Genomic DNA, 18,766 nt, shown 5'->3' on the forward strand with positions numbered 1-18,766 from the left:
GGGTCGGTAATGGGCCGAAAGTCTCTCCCCCGTGATGACACGGCACGCGCCCGGGTGCACTACAACGAGCACCGTGATGACGAACGCGCAGAAGTGGGATACTCCCTCTCGCCCGTCAAGGATACCGGTCGACGCTGGGCCGCGGTGAACTGACCTGATTCGGGCGCGGCGTGAGACGATTCGAACCAAGTGGACACTTCTCCGATGAGAGACACCGAACGGAGCGAGGATGCCAGAGACACTGACCGACGCCGAACTGGTCGCACAGGCCGCGGGCGGAGACGATGATGCCTTCCGGCAGCTCTATCGCGCCTACGTCCGCCCTGTGTACTGGATCGCGCATGGCATCGTCGGCACCACCGTCGATGCGGAGGATGTCGCACAGGAGACGTTCGTCGTCGCCTGGCGCAAGCTCGGGGCGCTCCAGTTGGAGAGCGAATCGCTGCTGCCCTGGCTGGCGACGATCTGCCGTTTCCAAGCAGCAAATCGCCTGCGGCGCCAGCGCAAGGATCGTGCACATACGGCGGATGCTGTCGACGAGACGATCGCCGACACGGTCGACGTCGAGCAGCAGGTGATCAGCGCGGCGCTCGCGGAGCGCATCGCGGCCGAGTTGCAGACGCTCACGGAACTGGATCGCGAGATCTTCCGCCTATGCGCCAGTGAGGGCTACGCCTACCAGGCGGCAGCCGCTGAGCTGGGCGTCAGTCATGGCGTCGTTCGCAACCGTCTCTCCCGCGTTCGCACCCAGCTGCGCGGAGCTGTGAGAGAAACGGAAGAAGCATGAACACCTCGACCCCTGAACTCCCACCTCTCTCGGACGAGACCATCGCTCGCATCGAGCAGAGCGTGTTCACCACGATCGCGGAGGAGCGCGCGTCTGCGCACACGGACGCCGAACCGAAGGATGCTCGCGCTGCGCGGTCACGCGCTCGCAGGCGCGGATGGCTCACCGCATCCGGAGTAGCCGCCGCGTTCGTCGTCGGCGCCGTCGTCTCGCCCGCCCTGATCACCGCGTCGACGGGATCGCTCATGTCCGCAGGGTCGGCGTCGAGCGAGTCCGCAATTGCCCCGAAGCTCGAGGGCGCAACGATGCCTGAGGGCCTCACCCTTCTTGATTCGACGGCAGATATGTCGGCGGCGAGCCCCGAGGCACCGCGGGAGATGATCACCTCCGCCTCCGCGACTGTGCGTGTCGACGACATCCAGAAGTCGGCGGAGGAGATCGCCGCGCTCGCGATTCGACAGGGCGGCTTCGTGGAGAGCAAGAACATCGGCTCGTCCGGTGTCGTCGCCGACCAGTCGATGCCCGCTCCGCGCACGGATGACTACGCCTGGATCAGCATCCGGGTGCCGTCCGACACATTGAACGAGACAATCGCCGAGCTGCAGAAGACCGGTGAGGTCATCGCCAGCTCCAGCAATGCCACGGATGTGACGGCGACGGCGATCGACCTGCGCGCGCGAGTCGAGGCGACGCGCGCGTCCGTGCAGCGGCTGACCGAGCTGATGGCGCAGACGGGGACGGTCGGAGAGCTCATCGAGGCCGAGGTCGCGCTTACGGACCGTCAGGCGCAGCTCGAGTCCTATGAGCAGCAGCTCGCGGATCTCGAGACGCAGGTCGCGATGTCGTCGCTGCAGGTCGAGCTGACGCGCACGGCGACTGTGACGGAACCCGATCCCGCAGGATTCGGCGACGGGCTCTTCGCCGGCTGGAACGGCCTGCTGGTGACCCTCAACGCGCTGGTCGTCGCCTTCGGATTCGCGCTCCCCTGGCTGGCCGTCGCGGCCGTCATCTTCCTGATCGTCTGGGGCATCGTGCGGGCACGCCGCTCGCGCCGCCGGGCCTCGGGTATGACGACGAAGTAACTCGCAGCGCCCAGACACGACGAAAGCCCTCGGAGAACCGAGGGCTTTCGTTTGTGTTGTGACCCCAGCGGGATTCGAACCCGCGTTACCGCCGTGAGAGGGCGGCGTACTAGGCCGCTATACGATGGGGCCGTTTCGACAACCGTACAAGTATGCCATGCGCGCAGAGCTGTCACCAAAACGAGACGGAGTCGGCGCGTCAGACGTCCAGATGGACGAACTCGGCTCCATGCACACGCAGATCTCGAGCGGCGTCGATAGCGCCGGGGTGCGTGCCTCCGTGTGGCTGATTCATGTGCGCCAGGACGATGCCGCCCGGCGGCGCATCACCGATCTCCGTGCGCACAGTCCCCGCACCGAAACTCGCACCGCCGTCGCCGTTCACCGAGAAGCCGATGGGAATCTCCCCCAGTGCGTGCACGATCTGCACTGCGACGTCGTCGTAGTGTGCCGTCCCCGCTCGGAAGTACCTTGGCGCGGTGCCGGTGAGATCCGTGAGCACCATATGGTTCTCCCAGACCTCGGCGACAGCCTCTGCTGCTGATCTCGTCCCCGGAATCTCATATGCGGATCTCCCGTTGACCGAGAGCGGACGATGACTGGTTCCGTGGTTGGCGAGAACGAACAGCGGATCGCCCGCGAGCTCGCCAGCAAGCGCCGCGTGGGTGTCGATCCAGCGCGCATTGAGGAACAGCGTCGCTGGAATCTGCTCGCGGCGCAGCCCGTCGAGCAGTTCGTGGTCAAGGTCAGAACCGCTGGGACCACCACATGCGTCGAATGTCAAAGCCACACGCGCAGCGCCGCTCTCGGCCGCAGGCTGTGCCAGATGCGTCACTATTCCGGGAAGCGCTGTGCCCCACTGAGTCGGCGCGGATCCCTCGAATCGTGCAGCCACTTCTGCAGGATCGATGACGCGAGCGATCGGGGGCTCGGTCGGCGTCGGCGTCGGCGTCGGCGTCGGCGTCGGCGTCGGCGTCGGCGAGGATGTCGGTACACCCGGGCGCACCACGTCCGCGGTACCGGCTACGGGCCTCGACGCCGGCGTACAGGCGACGAGACCGGTGAGTGCGGCACCCGCAAGCCCCACGAGCAAGGCTCGCCGATCCAGTGACCTGTGCACATCTCCCCCTCTGCCCACCGGTTGCGCGCCGGAAGGCTCCCTCCGAGCCTGAGGGTAGCGGAACGACGGCGCTGCCTCTCGACGGATGACCCGATTGGGGACAAGTCCGGGAACGAAGAAAGCCTCCGGAATGAACCGGAGGCTTTCTTGTGTTGTGACCCCAGCGGGATTCGAACCCGCGTTACCGCCGTGAGAGGGCGGCGTACTAGGCCGCTATACGATGGGGCCGTTTCGACAACCGTTCAAGTATGCCACGGCAGTTCGATGGCCGCCAAATCGGCCTCACCGTGCCGCATCCCGGGTGTGTCTTCGCCTCTCAGCCCGCGCAAGAAAGGGAGTTGCCGCGGGCATCGCGCAGAGGTTGACTGGCCTCATGCGCCTCACAAAGCACGAACATGCCGCCCTCCGCATCGAGGAAGCCGGAGAGACTCTGCTGATCGATCCCGGGGTCTACACCTTGCCCCTCGACAGTCTTCACCACGTCGTCGGCGTCGTCCTCACGCACGAGCACCCCGACCACTGGACGTCCGCGCATCTCGAGCGCATCCTCTCCTCGGCGCCGGGAATCCCCGTCTTTGCTCCGCAGGGCGTCGCCAATGCCGACTCCGGTCATGCGATCACGGTCGTCCATCCCGGTGACACGGTCACGGCGGGTGGCTTCACGCTCACCTTCTTCGGCGGCGTACACGAGGTGATCCATCCCTCGCTGCCCGAGATCGACAATGTGGGAGTCCTCGTGAACGAGCGCCTGTACTACCCCGGCGATTCCTACGCCGTACCGGAGGGCGTCGCCGTGGACACACTCGCCGCTCCCCTGGGCGCGCCCTGGCTGCGCATCCGGGACGCGATGGACTTCGTGCTCGCCGTCGCACCCCGTCGCGCCTTCGGCACCCATGACATGACGCTCTCGGAGATCGGCCGCGGCATGCACCGCGCACGTCTGCAATGGGCGACCGAGCAGAACGGCGGAGAGTTCTTCGCACTCGGCCCCGGCGACACCCTGGACATCTGAGACGACAATGCCCCCTTCGAAGCGAATTCTTCCCGAGCCCACCGACCGGCTCCGATTTCGAGAGATGACTCCCGCAGATCTCGACAGCATGGCGGCGATGCTCGCGGACCCCTCCGTCATGGCCTTCTACCCCGCGCCGAAGACCCGCGACGAGTCCGCGGACTGGATCGCGCGGATGCAGGCGAGCTACGCGGAACACGGCCACGGTCTGTGGATCATCGAAACCCATGACGGAGAGTTCGTCGGCGACTGCGGCCTCACCTGGCAGTCGTACAACGACACACCCGTTCTGGAGGTCGGCTACCACGTGCATGCCCGACAGCAGCGCAAGGGCTACGCGACGGAGGCCGCGCGCGCCTGTCTGGAGCTCGTGCGCCAGGAGTTCGCGCCGACCCTCCTCACGGCGATCATCCATCCCGACAACGTCGCCTCGCGCGGCGTCGCCGAGAACCTCGGCATGACCCACATCGCCGATGACCACGCGCATCCGTGGATCGTGCGCACCGTCATGGGGATGCAGGTCGCCTAGCCCTCAGCGATGGCTCTGCTCAGAGAACGCCCTGCACACGCAGCGCCCGCTCCCGGTGATCGCGCTGCTCGATGACGAGTCGGCGCAGCGCCGCGGGCGCATCGGGATGCTCCGCGAGCCATGCATCGACGAGCGTCAGCGTCGGCGTCGACGGGAACAGCCCCACGACGAGCCGACGGGCGATCTCGATGCTCCGCGTCTGCCATGCGGGGATGATCCGCGCGAAGTAGTCCTCATCGAACTTCGCGATCAGGTCACGCCGTCCGCCCGCGCGGAAACCGCTGATCGTGGCATCGAGGTGGTCGTTGCTGAGCGTGAGGTCGTTCCACGCCGATTTCCACGCGGCGTCCCGGACGGCGGCTGTCGGCACGGCAGTGCGCACGTGCAGCGCTGCGGTACGCCCGCTGGCGGTGTCGTCGCTTTCGAGCTCGCGCACAACATCCGCCTCGGTCGTGTTGCCGGTGGCAGCCAATGCGGTGAGCAGCATCCAGCGCAGATCGGCGTCGAGGGTGAGCCCCTCCGGTGCTGTAGCCGTGCCCGAGAGCAGCGCTCGGACCTCGTGCGCCTTCCCGGGCGCGACCTCCGCGGCTTCCGCCATGGCTCGCGCCCAGACGAGCTGTGCACCGCTGCCCGGTGCCGCACCGTGCAGTCCGTTCCAGGTCGTGTCGAGCCAGGCCGCGAGCGCCTGCGAGCTCAGCTCCTCGGGCAGGTAGGCGCGTGCGGCGAAGGAGGCGTTGGCGAGAAGACCGGCGAGAACACCGACGTTGGTCTCGTGCTGCGCGTGTGCGCCGAGGATGGACAGGTACTGGATGACGGGGAGCTCCCCGTCGCGGGTGGCGTTCCAGAGCGCTGACCAGACGAGGCCACGGGCGAGTTCGTCGTCGAGGGTCGAGAGCGCTTCGTCGACAGCGTCGAGCGAGCGGTCATCGAGACGCGCCTTGGCGTATGTGAGGTCGGCATCGTTGATGAGCACGAGGTCGGCGTCGCCCGTGTCGACGGGCGTCGATTCGTCGAGGATGTCGAGTCCGATCCGCTCGCGCAGCGTCAGCGTCCCATCGACGAGGTCGTAGAGTCCGACCTGCACCCGATGCGGGCGAGGCTCCGTCTGGTGCAGGACCGTGGCGCCCGAGGCATCCTGAGCGAGCGAGAGCGTCGACATGCCGCTCGTCTCGAGCCACGCCTTCGACCAGTCGCGAAGGTCACGGCCGGAGGCCTGCTCCAATTCGACGAGAAGGTCGTCCAGAGTCGTGTTGCCATACGCGTGCGTGACGAAGTAGCGGCGCGCGCCCTCGAAGAAGGCGTCCTCCCCCACGAACGCGACGAGCTGTTTGAGCACGGAAGCGCCCTTGGCATAGGTGATGCCGTCGAAGTTGAGCTTGGCCGCTTCGAGGTCGGTGATGTCGGCGACGATCGGGTGCGTCGTCGGCAGCTGATCCTGCGTGTACGCCCAGGCCTTCCGACGGTTGGCGAACGCCACCCAGGCGTCGGTGTACTCGGTCGCCGCAGCAGAGGCGTGCGATCCCATGTAGTCGGCGAAGGACTCCTTGAGCCACAGGTCATCCCACCAGCGCATCGTGACGAGATCGCCGAACCACATGTGGGCCATCTCGTGCAGGATCGTGTTTGCGCGCCCCGACTTCTGCGCGCGAGTGGATGCGCCGCGGAAGATGTAGGCCTCGGTGAAGGTGACGAGCCCGGGGTTCTCCATCGCACCGATGTTGTACTCGGGCACGAAGATCTGGTCGTACTTGCCCCAGGGGTACGGGAATGCGAACGCATCGTGGAAGAAGTCGAGCCCCTGCTTCGTGACGGTCAGGATCTCGTCGGCGTCCAGGTGAGGGGCGAGCGAGGCGCGGCAGAAGACGCCGAGTACGATCTCACCGGCCTCTCCTTTCCAGGTGTCCTGCACGCGGTGGTAGGGACCTGCGGCGATGCAGGTGATGTAGCTCGAGAGCGGGAGCGTCGGGGCGAACTCGACGATCTGCGTTCCTTCGGCGAGCGCGGTGTGCGCAGGGCTCTGGTTCGAGAGCACGTGCCACCCCTCGGGCGCGGTGACGACAAAGGTGTAGCGGGACTTCATGTCGGGCTGTTCGAAGCACGCCATGACCCGGCGCGCATCGGCCGGCTCATAGTGGGTGTACAGGTAGGTCTCGCCGTCTACAGGGTCGACGAAACGGTGCAGCCCCTCGCCGGAACGGCTGTAGACACCGGATGCCTCGATCTCGACGGTGTTCTGCGCCGTCAGGCCGTCCACGACGATCCGTGCGCCGTCATAGTCCACAGCCTGCTCGATGCCGTTCACGACCACTCGGGCTACCCGCTCGCCGATGAAGTCGATCCACGTCGTCGTGGTCGTGGCGTCGAACTCGAGGGTGGTGCGAACGGGGAAAGTCGCCTGCTCCTGGTCAGGAGCCCCGGTGAGGTCGAGCTCGACGCGGATGCTGCGTGCCGTGACGGCCGCGGATCGCGCAGCCGTCTCTTCGCGAGTGAGGTTGGCAGTGGTCATGTCTTCATCGTTTCATGGACGGTCGATGTATGAGGCCCGTGCGCGATCGCCTCCCGCGTGGCATCCTCGTCCTATGGTCAGGCGCACCGTCACCGCGGGGACCGCCGTTCTGCTGGCGATCTCGCTGACGGCGTGCACCCCGGCGGCACCGCCGTCTCCCTCTCCGTCAGTGACGAGCACACCCGCCCCGACGCCCACGCGAACGATCACGCCGACACCGACGCCGACTCCCCCGCCGACGGTGTGGCCGTCGGGCGCGGTCTCGACGATCGTCACGAATCTCGACGCCCCGTGGGGCATCGCCCAGACCCGCGGGTTCACCTTCGTGAGTGAACGAGATACCGGTCGCATCCTCGCGATCACGGACGGCGGCGCAGTGACCGAGATCGCGACGCTCACGGATGTGCAGCACGGGGGCGAAGGCGGACTCCTGGGGCTCGCCGCGGATGACGAAGCCCTCTACGCGTACTCCACCGCGGGTGACGGCAACCGGGTGCAGCGTTTCCCGCTCACCGGCACAGCCACGGCTCCCGCTCTCGGGGCCCCCTCGACCCTCATCAGCGGGCTGCCGTCGGCACGCAACCACAACGGAGGTCAGCTCGCGTTCGGTCCTGACGGGATGCTCTATGTGAGCGTCGGAGACGCAGGAGAGCCGGATGCAGCCCAGGATCCGAGTTCCTTGGCGGGCAAGGTCCTTCGACTCACGCCCTCGGGCGAGGTGCCGGGCGACAATCCCTTCCCCGGGTCCTTCGTCTACAGCCTCGGCCACCGCAACGTGCAAGGCATCGCCTGGTCCGCGGACGGACGGATGTTCGCGAGCGAGTTCGGCCAGGACACCTGGGATGAGCTCAATGAGATCCTCCCTGGCGCGAACTACGGCTGGCCTGTCGTCGAAGGAGCCGGCGGAGATGCGCGCTTCGTCGATCCGCTCCGGCAGTGGCCGACCGATCAGGCCAGTCCGAGTGGACTCGTCGCGGTCGAGGGTTCGCTGATCCTCGCGAATCTGAGAGGGCAGTCGATTCGCGTGGTGCCGGTGTCCGATCCCGCGTCCGAGCAGACGTTCTTCCTGGGCGAGTTCGGGCGCATCCGCGCGGTCGCCCCCGCCACGCAGGGCGTTCTGTGGTTCCTGACGAACAACACGGACGGACGCGGCAGCCCCGGCGCCGACGACGACCGCCTCCTCGCCGTCGTTCTTGCACCGGGCTAGAACTTCGCGCCGCTGCGCAACTCATGCCACGATCGAGGCATGAACACTGAGGTTCCTCTCCACGCGTACATCGTCGACCCCAGCGCACTCAGCGAGAAGAGTCGCCGGGTGCATGACGATGTGCGCGCTGCGGGTGTGGAGTCACCGATTCATGAGCTGCCCGCCTCCGCCCATACCGCGGTGGCGGCCGCCGCAGCGCTCGGCTGCGACGTCGGCGCGATCGGCAGCAGTCTGCTCTTCCTCGTCGACGAGGAGCCACTCCTGGTGATGACGAGCGGACGGCACCGCGTCGACACCGAGGTGCTCGCCGCGGCGATGGGCGCCGGGCAGGCGAAGATGGCACCCGCAAAGCTTGTCAAGGAGCTCACTGGTCAGGTCATCGGCGGCGTCGCCCCCGTCGGGCATCCGGCTCGCATCCGCACCGTCGTCGACGACGCACTCCGCGCGTACCCCACCGTCTGGACCGCCGCGGGCGTCGCGAACACCGTCATGCCGATGACGTTCGAGAACCTCGTCGCTCTGACCGATGGCACGGTCGTCACGGTCGCGAACGACTAGCGCGCGGCCGTTGTCGCGGCGACGGGAGTCGCAGCGGCAGCATCCGCCTTCTGGAGCGCCTGCGTCAGATCGTCGATGAGATCATCGGGGTGCTCGAGCCCGATCGACAGCCGCACGATGTCCGCGCCCGGTCGCGCCTCGGGGGCGACCGGGCGGTGCGTGAGCGCCGCCGGATGCTGGATGAGGGAGTCCACACCGCCCAGTGACACCGCGTGGGTGAAGAGCTCCACCCCGGAGGTGAGCGCGGATGCTGCCTCGAAACCGCCTCGCAGACGCACGGCGATCATCGCACCCCTGCCTCGCATCTGCCGCGCGAGCAGTGCGCGCTCCCCCTCGCGCATGCCGGGATAGAACACCTCGAGCACGCCGTCCTGCGTCGTCAGCCACTCGGCGATCGTCTGCGCCGTCGCCTGCTGCCGTTCCAGGCGAATCGGGAGAGTCGCAAGGCCACGGTGCAGCAGGTACGCGCCCAGCGGGTGCAGCAGAGCCCCTGTGATCGCACGCACCCGACGCAGCGCTTCGGCAGTCTGCTCGGAGCAGGCGATCACACCCGCGATGACGTCTCCGTGCCCGCCGATGTACTTGGTGGCGCTGTGCATCGACATCGCCGCGCCCAGATCCAGCGGGTTCTGCAGCAGCGGGGTCGCGAAGGTGTTGTCGACCAGCACCGGGACCACGCCGGCCTGAGCAACGACCTCGGCGATGTCGACGAGATCGAGTGTGGGATTCGCCGGGGTCTCCAGCACCACGAGGCCCGTGTCGGGGCGGATGCTCGCAGCGACCTCGCCGGGGGCGCAGAATGTCGTCTCCGCACCGAGGAGACCCGAATCCAGCAGGTGGTCAGTGCCGCCGTAGAGCGGACGCACCGCCACGATGTGCGGCTTTCCGACTGCGGTCGTGTGCGACAGAATCGCGGCGGTCAGCGCCGCCATGCCCGACCCGAAGGCGACCGCGGCGTTCGCGTGCTCCAGTTCGGCGAGTGCCTCCTCGAACCGGGCGACCGTCGGGTTCCATAGCCGGGCATAGACGTTGCCACCACCGGCCAGAGGGTGGCCTCCTGTCGCCATCGACTCATACGAGTCACCGCCGTGTTCGATATCCGGCAGCGGGTTCGTCGACGACAGATCGATCGGCGCAGCGTGCACGCCGAGGGCTGCGAAGTCGGTGCGTCCAGCATGAACGGCGATGGTCTCAGGGCGCAAAGTCATAGCTTCAGGATGCGCGGATTCACTGATCTTCTCTAGTTCTCTTGTTGAACACGCAATGATGGATCAGAATTTTGCAGGATCAGTGAAATCTCACGACCCGAGAGGACTGCCCTTGCCCACCCAGCAATCTCCCGCGAGCGAATCCCCCGTCGACGACCTCGATCTGCGCGTTCTCGCCGCATTCACTCAAACCCCGGACGCCACCGTCAAAGCACTCGCGCAGGCGCTGCGTATTCCCGAGTCCACGTGTGCCTACCGGCTGCGGATGCTGCGCGAGCGGGGCATCATCGCCGGGCTGCGCGCACACCTGGACCTCGCCGCGCTCGGACACCCGCTACAGGCGATGATCCGCGTGCGCTTGGGAAACCACAGCAAGGCCGGAGTGGAGGCGCTCTTCGACGACCTCGTGCACACTCCGGGCGTGCTCCAGGTCTTCCACATCGCCGGCGCCGACGACTTCCTCGTGCACGTGGCTGTGCGCGATGCTGCCGCGCTGCGCGACATCGTGCTCGAGGAGATCACGATCCACGAAGTCGTGCGCGCCACGGAAACACAGCTCGTGTTCGAGCTTCGCGAGGGTGTGGGCGTGCTGCCTCGCGCACGAGGGTGAGCACATCGCGTTCAAAATTTTGCTAACTTAGCTAGCGATATCTTCACCATCGCAGAAGGATTCGGCATGAACGACTCGACGGCGCCCCACACTCGACGCGAAGCCCGCACGCACGGGGCTCCGCGCTGGATCCGCATCCTCCTGCCTGCCGTTTTGATTCTCGTATGGTTTGCGGGGGCCAGTATCGGCGGCCCCTACTTCGGCAAGGTCAGCGAGGTCTCCTCCAACGACCAGACCACATACCTGCCGTCCAGTGCAGATGCCACCCAGGTGCAGGAGCGTCTCGGTGACTTCCGCGACTCCGATGAGATCCCCGCCGTTGTCGTGATCGCCGACGACACCGAACTGAGCGAAGCCGCCGTGGAGAAGATCAGCGAGGCGGCTGCGGCCCTTCCCGACACCGTTGAAGGGGTCGGCAGCGACGTCTCGCCGGCGCTCCCCTCCGAAGACGGTCTCGCGGTGCAGATCTTCGTACCGATCGACTCCAGCGCCGATCTGCGCGACGCAGTCAACGCGATCGGTGACGAGATGCGCGCCGCCGCGCCGGACGGCGCCGCCGTGCACGTCACCGGGCCTGCCGGCTTCACCGCCGACCTCGTGAACGGCTTCTCGGGCATCGACGGGCTGCTGCTGGGTGTTGCGCTGCTCGCCGTATTCCTGATCCTGATCGTCGTCTACCGTTCGCTCCTCCTGCCCGTCGCCGTTCTCTCCACGAGCCTGTTCGCTCTCACCGTCGCGCTGCTCTCCGTGTGGTGGCTGGCGAAGGCGGGCATCCTTCTGCTCTCGGGACAGACGCAGGGAATCCTGTTCATCCTCGTGATCGGCGCCGCCACCGACTACTCGCTGCTCTACGTCTCGCGCTACCGCGAGGCCCTGCGCGTCAACACCGACAAGTGGACTGCGACGATGCAGGCGATCCGCGGCTCCTTCGAGCCGATCATCGCGTCCGGCGGCACCGTCATCGCCGGGCTCCTCTGCCTGCTGCTCAGCGACCTCAAATCGAACAGCACGCTCGGCCCCGTGGCATCCATCGGCATCGTCTTCGCGATGCTCGCCGCCCTCACGCTGCTTCCCGCCATCCTCTTCGCCTTCGGCCGCGCAGCCTTCTGGCCTCGCCGCCCACAGTACGAGCCTGAGGTCGTCGCCGCCGAGAACGGCATGCCCACACGCGGCATCTGGGTGCGCCTGGCCGAGTGGATCCGCCGGCGTCACCGCTCGATCTGGATCGTCACCTCGCTGGTGCTGATCGCCGGCGCCGTCGGCGCAACGCAACTGGACGCCGACGGCGTCCCCGCCTCCGACCTCGTTCTCGGTGCGAGCGACGCGCGCGACGGCCAGCAGGTGCTTGGCGAGCACTTCCCCGGCGGATCGGGAAGCCCGGTGTACGTCATCGTTCCCGAAGCCGAGCTTCAAGACGCCACCGACGTGCTCCTCGCAGAGGACGGTGTGGACAGCGTCTCGGTCCTCGCCGCCGACTCTCCCAGTGGCACCGCCCCTGTGACCGCGGACGGCATCACGGCCTTCGGCCCTCCGGGAACGCCCGCGCCCGCCCCCACCGTGGCCGACGGCGACGTGCTGCTCCAGGCGACGCTCACGAACGCTGCGGATTCCGACGCGGCCGCCGACACCGTGCGCGAACTGCGCACTGCGCTGCACGAGGACATCCCCGGTTCGCTCGTCGGCGGCGTCACAGCGACGGCGATCGACACCAACGACGCGTCCATCCACGATCGCACCTTGATCATCCCGATCGTTCTGCTGGTGATCCTGGTGATCCTGATGCTGCTGCTGCGCTCGATCCTCGCCCCGATCCTGCTCGTCCTGACGACCGTGGTGTCGTTCGGCACCGCACTCGGCGTCGCCGCTCTCCTGTTCACGCACGTGTTCCAGTTCCCCGGCGCTGACCCGGCGGTACCCCTGTTCAGTTTCGTGTTCCTCGTTGCCCTCGGCATCGACTACAATATCTTCCTCATGACGCGCGTGCGCGAAGAAGCCCTGAAACACGGCACCCGTGAGGGCATCCTTCGCGGACTCACGATCACCGGAGGTGTGATCACCTCGGCCGGACTCGTGCTCGCTGCGACCTTCGCCGCACTGTCGGTGATCCCGATCCTGTTCCTCGTCCAGATCGCCTTCATCGTCGCCTTCGGAGTGCTGCTTGACACGTTCATCGTGCGTTCACTGCTCGTACCGGCACTCACCTACGACATCGGACGCGCGATCTGGTGGCCGTCGAAACTGGGACGGGGCAAGGAGTAACGCGACCCTCACTGCCCGAAGGGCAGGACCCACCGTCGATAGTCCGCAGGTGATCGGCCGAATCTGCGACGAAACGCGCGCGTGAGAGCTGTACGATCCCCGTAGCCGTACTCCGCCGCGAGCATCTCTATCGTCGGTTGAGCGACCCGTGAGCGCAGCTGCTTCGCGATCGCCGTCAGCCGGGCGTCGCGGATCGCCGCCATCGGGGTGGTGCCGATCGAGCGGAACGCGCGATTCAGGCTGCGCGCACTCGTTCCGATCCCGGAGGCGATCCTGTCGACGGTGACGGTGGCGTCGGAAATGTGGGCGTCGAAGAACAGGAAGGCGGCAACGAGGATGGGTGATTCCGAGTCACTCTGGCGCCGTCCCCAGAAGTCGTGAGCGGTGAGCTGCGCGATCAGACCGGTGACGACACCCTCGACCCCGGCGATCGTCGCGGCATCGGGCTCGGCATTCGGACTTGCCGTGATGAGGTGATCGATGAGACCCCACACCAGTGCGCTCAGCGGAGTCGGAGGCACAGGGATGTCAGTGACGGCGATGATCGTCGCCGCTGCCTCCGGTGAGAACAGGCGCAACGGCAACAGCACCTGAATGCACTCCCCCTCCAAGAGGAAGTCATACCCCCGAGTGCTCAGCAGGAGGATCGACTCGCCGCCGGATACGCGTGCAGTGAGACCAGCGCGAGAGACGGTCAGCGAGCCATGGACGATCTGCAACAGGGCAATGCTAGGCGCCTCGCTGCGCAGGACGGGCGTCGTTCGCACGCGCATCGTGGACATGGAGCTTCGCTCGATGACGACCTCGCCGTACTGTTGCAGCTGGCGCTGCGCGGCGAACGTTTCACGATCGGGGACGGCGACGCTCTGTCGCCCGACAAGACGATGCACCTCCGTCGCACCGATGGTGATTTCCTCCACGCACCCTCCCCGCTGAGCCAGGAGATCAGTATGCCGGAGGGCGAGCATCGGGGGCTATAGCGCCGTATGAGGCGAGATGGGGAAGCGCAGCCGGGTCACGAAAGGGGCCGGTGCGCGTGGGGAGGGCGCACGCGCGCTTCCCCATCGGCAGTGGCGTCGAAGCTGTGCCTGTCAGCTTGCGGCGGGCTCAATGTAGAAGGTCGCTGCTCTGCCCGGCAGCGGCGTGCTCGACCATCCGGAGACGAAGTCACTCGCGGCACCTGCTTTCCCCACCGGGATCGCCGAGAGGTCAGCGTTGATGAAAGCCCTAGACCAGAGAGTCTGGCCAGGGATCTGCACGACTCCATCGACGACGATGTGATCTGCGATGGCCCCCGTCGGGTTCGCGGTGAAGATCGCGGTGCTCGAGGTCTGGCCTGTCGCGAGCGGCAACAGATAGCGGAACCATACGGGATAGGCAGCGTCGGTGGACACATCCGAATGCTGCGGAGCCCCGATGCCCACGAACTCCCAGTTGTTGTTGTGTGCGGCCGAGAGCGCGTAGATGATGCCCGTGGGATCCTTCGCCGCCGAGGTCAGAAGGCCCTGGATATATGCCTCTCCCGCGAGCAGCGGATCACCGAGATTGGTAAACGACAACCCGAGCACGACGGGTGCGTACGGGATCATGTCCTTGCCCGCACCATACTGCGCAGCGTTCCAGGACGGGTCATTCACGGGCGCGACGGACACTCTGCTCGATGCGGAGAGCAGGCGCACCGGTTCGGTGCTCGCGGCCGCGAGCGGGGTCATCGCAGCGACCGCGATAACCGGAACCGACCAGGCTGCGCCCGCCAGCACGGCGCGTCGATTGATGGGATTCGGCCTCGAGATGGGCGCGGTATCGGTCATTGTCTTCCTCCCCGGGTGTGGTCAGGATCACACCCTAGAAGTGCGGACGCGCGGGTGACCCTCATCTGCCCCGATTCCGAATGCGGCTCGCCAAACGTGACCGTGACTGCCTGAGAAGTCACCGCGCCCACTGCGATGACCACTGCGCCAGCAACCCCGACGACGGTCGCCGGCGTCGCGGTCGCTCCCCAGCGAAGATCCCATCGCCGTCCGGCGTGTGATGACACCGAAAACCGGGCCGCGCGAAGAGGTGCGCCCCGAGGCCGCCGGCCGCGCCGCAATACAAGAAAACCCCCGCCTGAGCGAGGGTTGTTTCTTGCTGGCACTCTCGACCTCTGTTCAAACAATTCGGCGAGCGGTCTGACCCCTGATTTTCTGCGGAAACTCGCGGTTCTTCGAAGCCGTCCGGATGGTTTGAACAAGCCAGTTTCACCTCGACCGCAGGAACTGTCGAAGAGGCTCGGAGCGGAGAAGGTGACAGAGCTGGTCGAGCGAGCCGAGGCAGGCGAGAGTGCCCGGTCGCTCGCGAAGGAGCTTGGCGTTGCGAACTCTGCACTGACGCGCATGCTGAAGGCGCAGGGCGTCACAATCCAGAAGCGGAAAGTGAGCGATGACGAAGCTGCTGCGATAGCGAAGGAGTATGGGGCAGGATCCACGATGCGTGACCTGGAAGCCAAGTACGGTCTGTCGCATGGCGCGGTCTTGCGAGCGCTCCATCGGCTGGGCGTAGAGATGCGGCCGAGCAAGCCGCGAGCGTCCTGGATATCTACTCGAGACAAGGGAAACGACCGGTCATTGCCGCAACCATCCCAGCAACAATGAACGAATGCGCGAGAAATTCAAAGCTTCGACGATTCGCAGGTACACCTACGAGCCCAGCAACCCACGCACCTCAAAGATCAAGACGTCGTTCACGGAGTCGGCTTCCAGTGCGGCCAGGAGACTGGATTTCAAGTCCACGGCGTTCGCCACAGTATCAACTACGGCATGTGCGACGTACGACTCCGCGATGAGCTTCGCAAGCTCGAACGACATACCGTTTCGGAGCATCGTGATGACTACTCGATCATCCGTTCCGTACTTCAGCTTCAGGTAGAAGTTCTCCTCCACCAGTCCAAGAGAGAAGAGAATCTCGAGATACTTCATCAGGTTGTAATCGAGGAAATCGAGCTCTGCTTTGATGCGAACGATTGCCAGGTTGACCAACGCCGGACGCGCCTTCTTAGACCGACGGACGTACGCCTTGACGTGCTCCGCTGGGAACTTCTTCTCATCGCCCCATTTCGATCCAACCCAAATCCAGTCGCTCTCCTGATCCTTCCAGTACTTCAGATAGCGCCCGATCATGAGCTTCATCGGCGCACCGTCGGCTCGCCAACTCAAGAACATGGCATAGAACTTCCGAGCTGCCTCTTCGTCGTGGAGCCGTTCGAGGTCAGCCGTACCATTCCCCAGCAGCTCAACGCCATCGAGGAAGATCGAACGAATAGTCGCAATCAACTCTTCGGCGGTCGTTACCAGCGTGCCCACACGCTCGGTCACACGATCTTGCATAAGGCGCTCATACTTGAACACGTCAAAGTCATGCGCACCATGCCGGAAGCACAGTCGCCCCAGCTCAGTAAGTGCGAGACGCACCTCCTCAAGGCCGGACGCGCCCCGTTCGATGTTCTCGAGCCGCTCAAGTGCCTCAATGCGTGGTTGGTCGGTCGGACCGCCTTGGAGTAGAGGATTCTCGACTGGGTCGATAGCAGGTTTCGATGGATCTGCATGATCGCCAAGCCATGCGAGTGGATTCCAATCCGCACGTGAGTATGAGCTCTTAATGGCGTATATCTTCGGCAGTAGCAAAGACAACTGGGGGCGACCCGGTGCGAAGATCTGGCTGAAGCGCGCCACCCGCCCAACGAGGTTCCGGAACGATGATCGAACCAGGTTGCCGCGTCCTTTACCCGCTGACATCAAGATCATAGTGTCGGCAGGGGTGTTCACACCTTCAAGCAACGTTGACGTGGTCACCAGGTAGCGACGTTGCTCTGCGTGATCCTCGCGGAAGAGGTTCTCGACGTATTGCCGAAGCACCTCGGGTATCTGACCATGGTGGAACAGAACTCCGCTCCGAATCGCATCGACGAGTAGGTAGTCCTTGTCGATGAGGTCACCAATCGCCGCAATCGCCGTCTCAGCGAGCGTAGTGAGTTCGATGTCTCCGACCTGATTCGCGATCTGGAGCGCAAGCGCCTGCGCGTCGCGCGGCTTGTTTAGGTACACAATCGTACGGTCGCCAGCCAGCGCAATCACGGCCGCAGCGTCGTCAGCCGGCACAGCGATGCCAGTATCGAAACTTCGTCCCAAGAACTGGTCGAAGACATGGAGTTCTTCGCCAAGCGCACCGGCGAAGAACTTCTCAGCTTTGACATGTTCATTGACAGTGCGGGAGCGGACTTCGTCGTCGACGCCATTCACATGCCGAAGCGCCTCGGGCTCCTCCAGGAACGGCGTGTAATAGGCGATCTGGAGTCCGGCGTTTCGACGACGAGCAATGAGTATCACCTGGGACAGCTCAAGTGATCGGGAGTCGCTACTTAGTATGTTTTGCGCCTCGTCCACGAGTAGGTGATCGAGCTGCAAGTCCTGGTTGTCGACAAACAACCGGTGCAGGCGTTCCTGCGTGAGGACGGCGATGAACGATCCCTCGCCGTTGTATGCCTCGGGGTGAGTGATGACCCTCGTTGCGTTGCTCGGGCCTCCCGCTACCCGCATCAGTTCTGCTTTTGTCTGAGCAATGAGAGCCTTGGAAGGCACAACGATACATACGGCGCCCGGAAGTGCTGCGATTGCGCGCGCAATCAACATCTCCGACTTGCCGTACGAGGTCGGAGCGATGATCGCGGCCTGTGAGTGCTGACGGTTGAACTGCTGGAGAGCGAGCTGTTCTCTCGTCCGCGTGACGCCGCCCTGCGTGAAGTTGATTCCGTGCGCTTCGCTCAAGACCTGTCGAAGGTCGCTGTCATCCACCGCTTCCGGGTGGGCTCGACGGATCGCGTCGAGCACTGGCATAATCTCGCGCTGATCTGAGATCGCCATCAGCGGATCGAAGTCGAGAGTGTCCAACGAGTACTGCAAGGCGATTCGATATCCGAGCTTCTCAACAGTGGGGTCCCCTTGCCGCATAAAGATCACGGCAAATGCCAGGAGTTCCTGATATTCACTGTCGGTAAGCGGCTGCGACAGCACGAGCTTCTCATACAGCTCCAGGAAGGCCGAACCGTCAAGATTCTTGTGATGCCGCAGCTTGCGCACCGTGATGTCCGTGGCCGTCATGCCGCCTCTTCCAACGATTCACGTAGCACCTCGACTATGAGTTCAAGGTCAGATTGCTGAATCAACAAGATGCGGACGTCTTCGAAGCGTCCGCGTGACTTCACGCCATCAATGAGATGCTGCCCAGAAGCGGCATCAATCTCGCTCACGTCGAAGGGATGCATCACGACCGCACACAGCAGCGCTCGAACCTTTGCCGGAGTGCCCTGACTAATCGTCTTGAAGTCCGCGCGCAGCAGACTCTTCACGTTCGACGCGCTCGTCCCGCGAAGGGTGGCATCCGCATCAAGAATCGCCGCATCCCAGCGCTTCCTCTCGACGCTAGAGGTGAACATCGCATTCAGCCCACGCTCGGCTTCACCGATACGTTCTCGCACCTTGTCATCTGCAGTCTGGCCGTCCCCGACACGACCGGACTTGACTTCGCCGTACCAGAGACCGCCGTCCATGCGATCACGGAAAGTGAGATCGAAGCCCTTCTTGACGTTGTGCTCTTCCTTGTTGAAGTACAAGCAGGCACTCTCCAGATGCTCGTGCCCGTGAGGGAGGAGCAGGTGCACGACCAGTTCCCCCGCGAGGCCGAGCTTGGTGTGGTCAGGCTTGGCGTCGTACAGCCTGAAGAACTCCGCGATCGTCAGTTCAAAGGAGTAATAGTCAGGGTCTTCATCGACGTGCACGCGGCCGTAGCAATACTCAGCCAGACGCTCTTCGAGTGCGTCCTTGATCTCATCGGTCACCGACTCAAGGACGATA

At 65.0% G+C, this 18,766-nt stretch carries 17 protein-coding genes and 2 tRNA genes; 10 read left to right on the forward strand and 9 right to left on the reverse strand.

The genetic code is table 11. From position 1 onward, the window contains the following. Positions 1 to 9 precede the first annotated feature (9 nt). The 3 genes from AC1REM_RS12835 to AC1REM_RS12845 all read left to right on the forward strand — a co-directional run bounded on the left by AC1REM_RS12835 (position 10) and on the right by AC1REM_RS12845 (position 1,869). Positions 10 to 153, forward strand: coding sequence for a hypothetical protein (locus tag AC1REM_RS12835; protein ID WP_492514961.1), 144 nt, complete (start codon positions 10 to 12; stop codon positions 151 to 153). Between the two features lie 76 nt (positions 154 to 229). Then, entirely contained in the window at positions 230 to 787 is a 558-nt protein-coding gene (locus tag AC1REM_RS12840) for an RNA polymerase sigma factor (protein WP_492514962.1), read from the forward strand. Continuing rightward, entirely contained in the window at positions 784 to 1,869 is a 1,086-nt protein-coding gene (locus AC1REM_RS12845) for a DUF4349 domain-containing protein (RefSeq protein WP_492514963.1), read from the forward strand. Before AC1REM_RS12840 ends, AC1REM_RS12845 begins: the two co-directional genes overlap by 4 nt. A gap of 59 nt (positions 1,870 to 1,928) precedes the next feature. Here AC1REM_RS12845 and AC1REM_RS12850 read toward each other — a convergent pair. After that, positions 1,929 to 2,001: transfer RNA gene (locus AC1REM_RS12850), tRNA-Glu, on the reverse strand. 67 nt (positions 2,002 to 2,068) lie between these two features. Beyond that, entirely contained in the window at positions 2,069 to 2,764 is a 696-nt protein-coding gene (locus AC1REM_RS12855; RefSeq protein ID WP_492514964.1) for a polysaccharide deacetylase family protein, read from the reverse strand. Between the two features lie 13 nt (positions 2,765 to 2,777). On the opposite strand from AC1REM_RS12855, the gene AC1REM_RS12860 reads away from it, so the two are divergent. Beyond that, a complete protein-coding gene (locus AC1REM_RS12860) occupies positions 2,778 to 3,041 on the forward strand; it encodes a hypothetical protein (RefSeq protein ID WP_492514965.1) in 264 nt (87 codons plus the stop codon). A 103-nt stretch (positions 3,042 to 3,144) separates the two neighbouring features. On the opposite strand, the gene AC1REM_RS12865 is transcribed toward AC1REM_RS12860, so the two are convergent. Beyond that, positions 3,145 to 3,217, reverse strand: a tRNA-Glu gene (locus AC1REM_RS12865). Positions 3,218 to 3,362: 145 nt separating this feature from the next. On the opposite strand from AC1REM_RS12865, the gene AC1REM_RS12870 reads away from it, so the two are divergent. Further along, on the forward strand, positions 3,363 to 4,001 hold the full coding sequence (locus tag AC1REM_RS12870; RefSeq protein ID WP_492514966.1) for an MBL fold metallo-hydrolase: 639 nt from the start codon (positions 3,363 to 3,365) through the stop codon (positions 3,999 to 4,001). Between the two features lie 7 nt (positions 4,002 to 4,008). After that, positions 4,009 to 4,530 carry a GNAT family N-acetyltransferase gene (locus AC1REM_RS12875; RefSeq protein WP_492514967.1) on the forward strand — a complete coding sequence of 174 codons (522 nt, stop codon included), beginning with the start codon at positions 4,009 to 4,011 and terminating at the stop codon, positions 4,528 to 4,530. Positions 4,531 to 4,549: 19 nt separating this feature from the next. Here the strand turns inward: AC1REM_RS12875 and pepN are convergent, their stop codons facing one another. Further along, entirely contained in the window at positions 4,550 to 7,036 is a 2,487-nt protein-coding gene (pepN, locus tag AC1REM_RS12880) for an aminopeptidase N (RefSeq protein ID WP_492514968.1), read from the reverse strand. 73 nt (positions 7,037 to 7,109) lie between these two features. Between pepN and AC1REM_RS12885 the strand changes: the two genes are divergently transcribed. Both AC1REM_RS12885 and AC1REM_RS12890 read left to right on the forward strand, forming a co-directional pair. Continuing rightward, positions 7,110 to 8,243, forward strand: coding sequence for a PQQ-dependent sugar dehydrogenase (locus tag AC1REM_RS12885; RefSeq protein WP_492514969.1), 1,134 nt, complete (start codon positions 7,110 to 7,112; stop codon positions 8,241 to 8,243). Between the two features lie 39 nt (positions 8,244 to 8,282). Continuing rightward, positions 8,283 to 8,801 (forward strand): YbaK/EbsC family protein, encoded by a 519-nt coding sequence (locus tag AC1REM_RS12890; RefSeq protein ID WP_492514970.1) that lies wholly within the window; start codon positions 8,283 to 8,285, stop codon positions 8,799 to 8,801. Here the strand turns inward: AC1REM_RS12890 and AC1REM_RS12895 are convergent. Then, positions 8,798 to 10,009, reverse strand: coding sequence for a trans-sulfuration enzyme family protein (locus tag AC1REM_RS12895; RefSeq protein WP_492514971.1), 1,212 nt, complete (start codon positions 10,007 to 10,009; stop codon positions 8,798 to 8,800). The genes AC1REM_RS12890 and AC1REM_RS12895 overlap by 4 nt on opposite strands. Positions 10,010 to 10,121: 112 nt before the next feature. On the opposite strand from AC1REM_RS12895, the gene AC1REM_RS12900 reads away from it, so the two are divergent. Both AC1REM_RS12900 and AC1REM_RS12905 read left to right on the forward strand, forming a co-directional pair. Next, entirely contained in the window at positions 10,122 to 10,619 is a 498-nt protein-coding gene (locus tag AC1REM_RS12900) for an Lrp/AsnC family transcriptional regulator (protein ID WP_492514972.1), read from the forward strand. A 66-nt stretch (positions 10,620 to 10,685) separates the two neighbouring features. Continuing rightward, positions 10,686 to 12,878 carry an MMPL family transporter gene (locus AC1REM_RS12905; protein WP_492514973.1) on the forward strand — a complete coding sequence of 731 codons (2,193 nt, stop codon included), beginning with the start codon at positions 10,686 to 10,688 and terminating at the stop codon, positions 12,876 to 12,878. An 8-nt stretch (positions 12,879 to 12,886) separates the two neighbouring features. Here the strand turns inward: AC1REM_RS12905 and AC1REM_RS12910 are convergent, their stop codons facing one another. The 4 genes from AC1REM_RS12910 to AC1REM_RS12925 form a co-directional block, all read right to left on the reverse strand. Then, positions 12,887 to 13,798 (reverse strand): helix-turn-helix transcriptional regulator, encoded by a 912-nt coding sequence (locus AC1REM_RS12910; RefSeq protein WP_492514974.1) that lies wholly within the window; start codon positions 13,796 to 13,798, stop codon positions 12,887 to 12,889. Between the two features lie 171 nt (positions 13,799 to 13,969). Beyond that, positions 13,970 to 14,689: a hypothetical protein gene (locus AC1REM_RS12915; protein WP_492514975.1), complete on the reverse strand. Its 720-nt coding sequence runs from the start codon at positions 14,687 to 14,689 to the stop codon at positions 13,970 to 13,972. An 867-nt stretch (positions 14,690 to 15,556) separates the two neighbouring features. Next, positions 15,557 to 18,013: a DEAD/DEAH box helicase gene (locus tag AC1REM_RS12920; protein WP_492514976.1), complete on the reverse strand. Its 2,457-nt coding sequence runs from the start codon at positions 18,011 to 18,013 to the stop codon at positions 15,557 to 15,559. After that, positions 18,010 to 18,750 (reverse strand): Hachiman antiphage defense system protein HamA, encoded by a 741-nt coding sequence (locus tag AC1REM_RS12925; protein WP_492514977.1) that lies wholly within the window; start codon positions 18,748 to 18,750, stop codon positions 18,010 to 18,012. Before AC1REM_RS12925 ends, AC1REM_RS12920 begins: the two co-directional genes overlap by 4 nt. Positions 18,751 to 18,766: the final 16 nt, after the last annotated feature.

This window comes from Microbacterium sp. GW823-FHT02G05, from assembly GCF_058797175.1.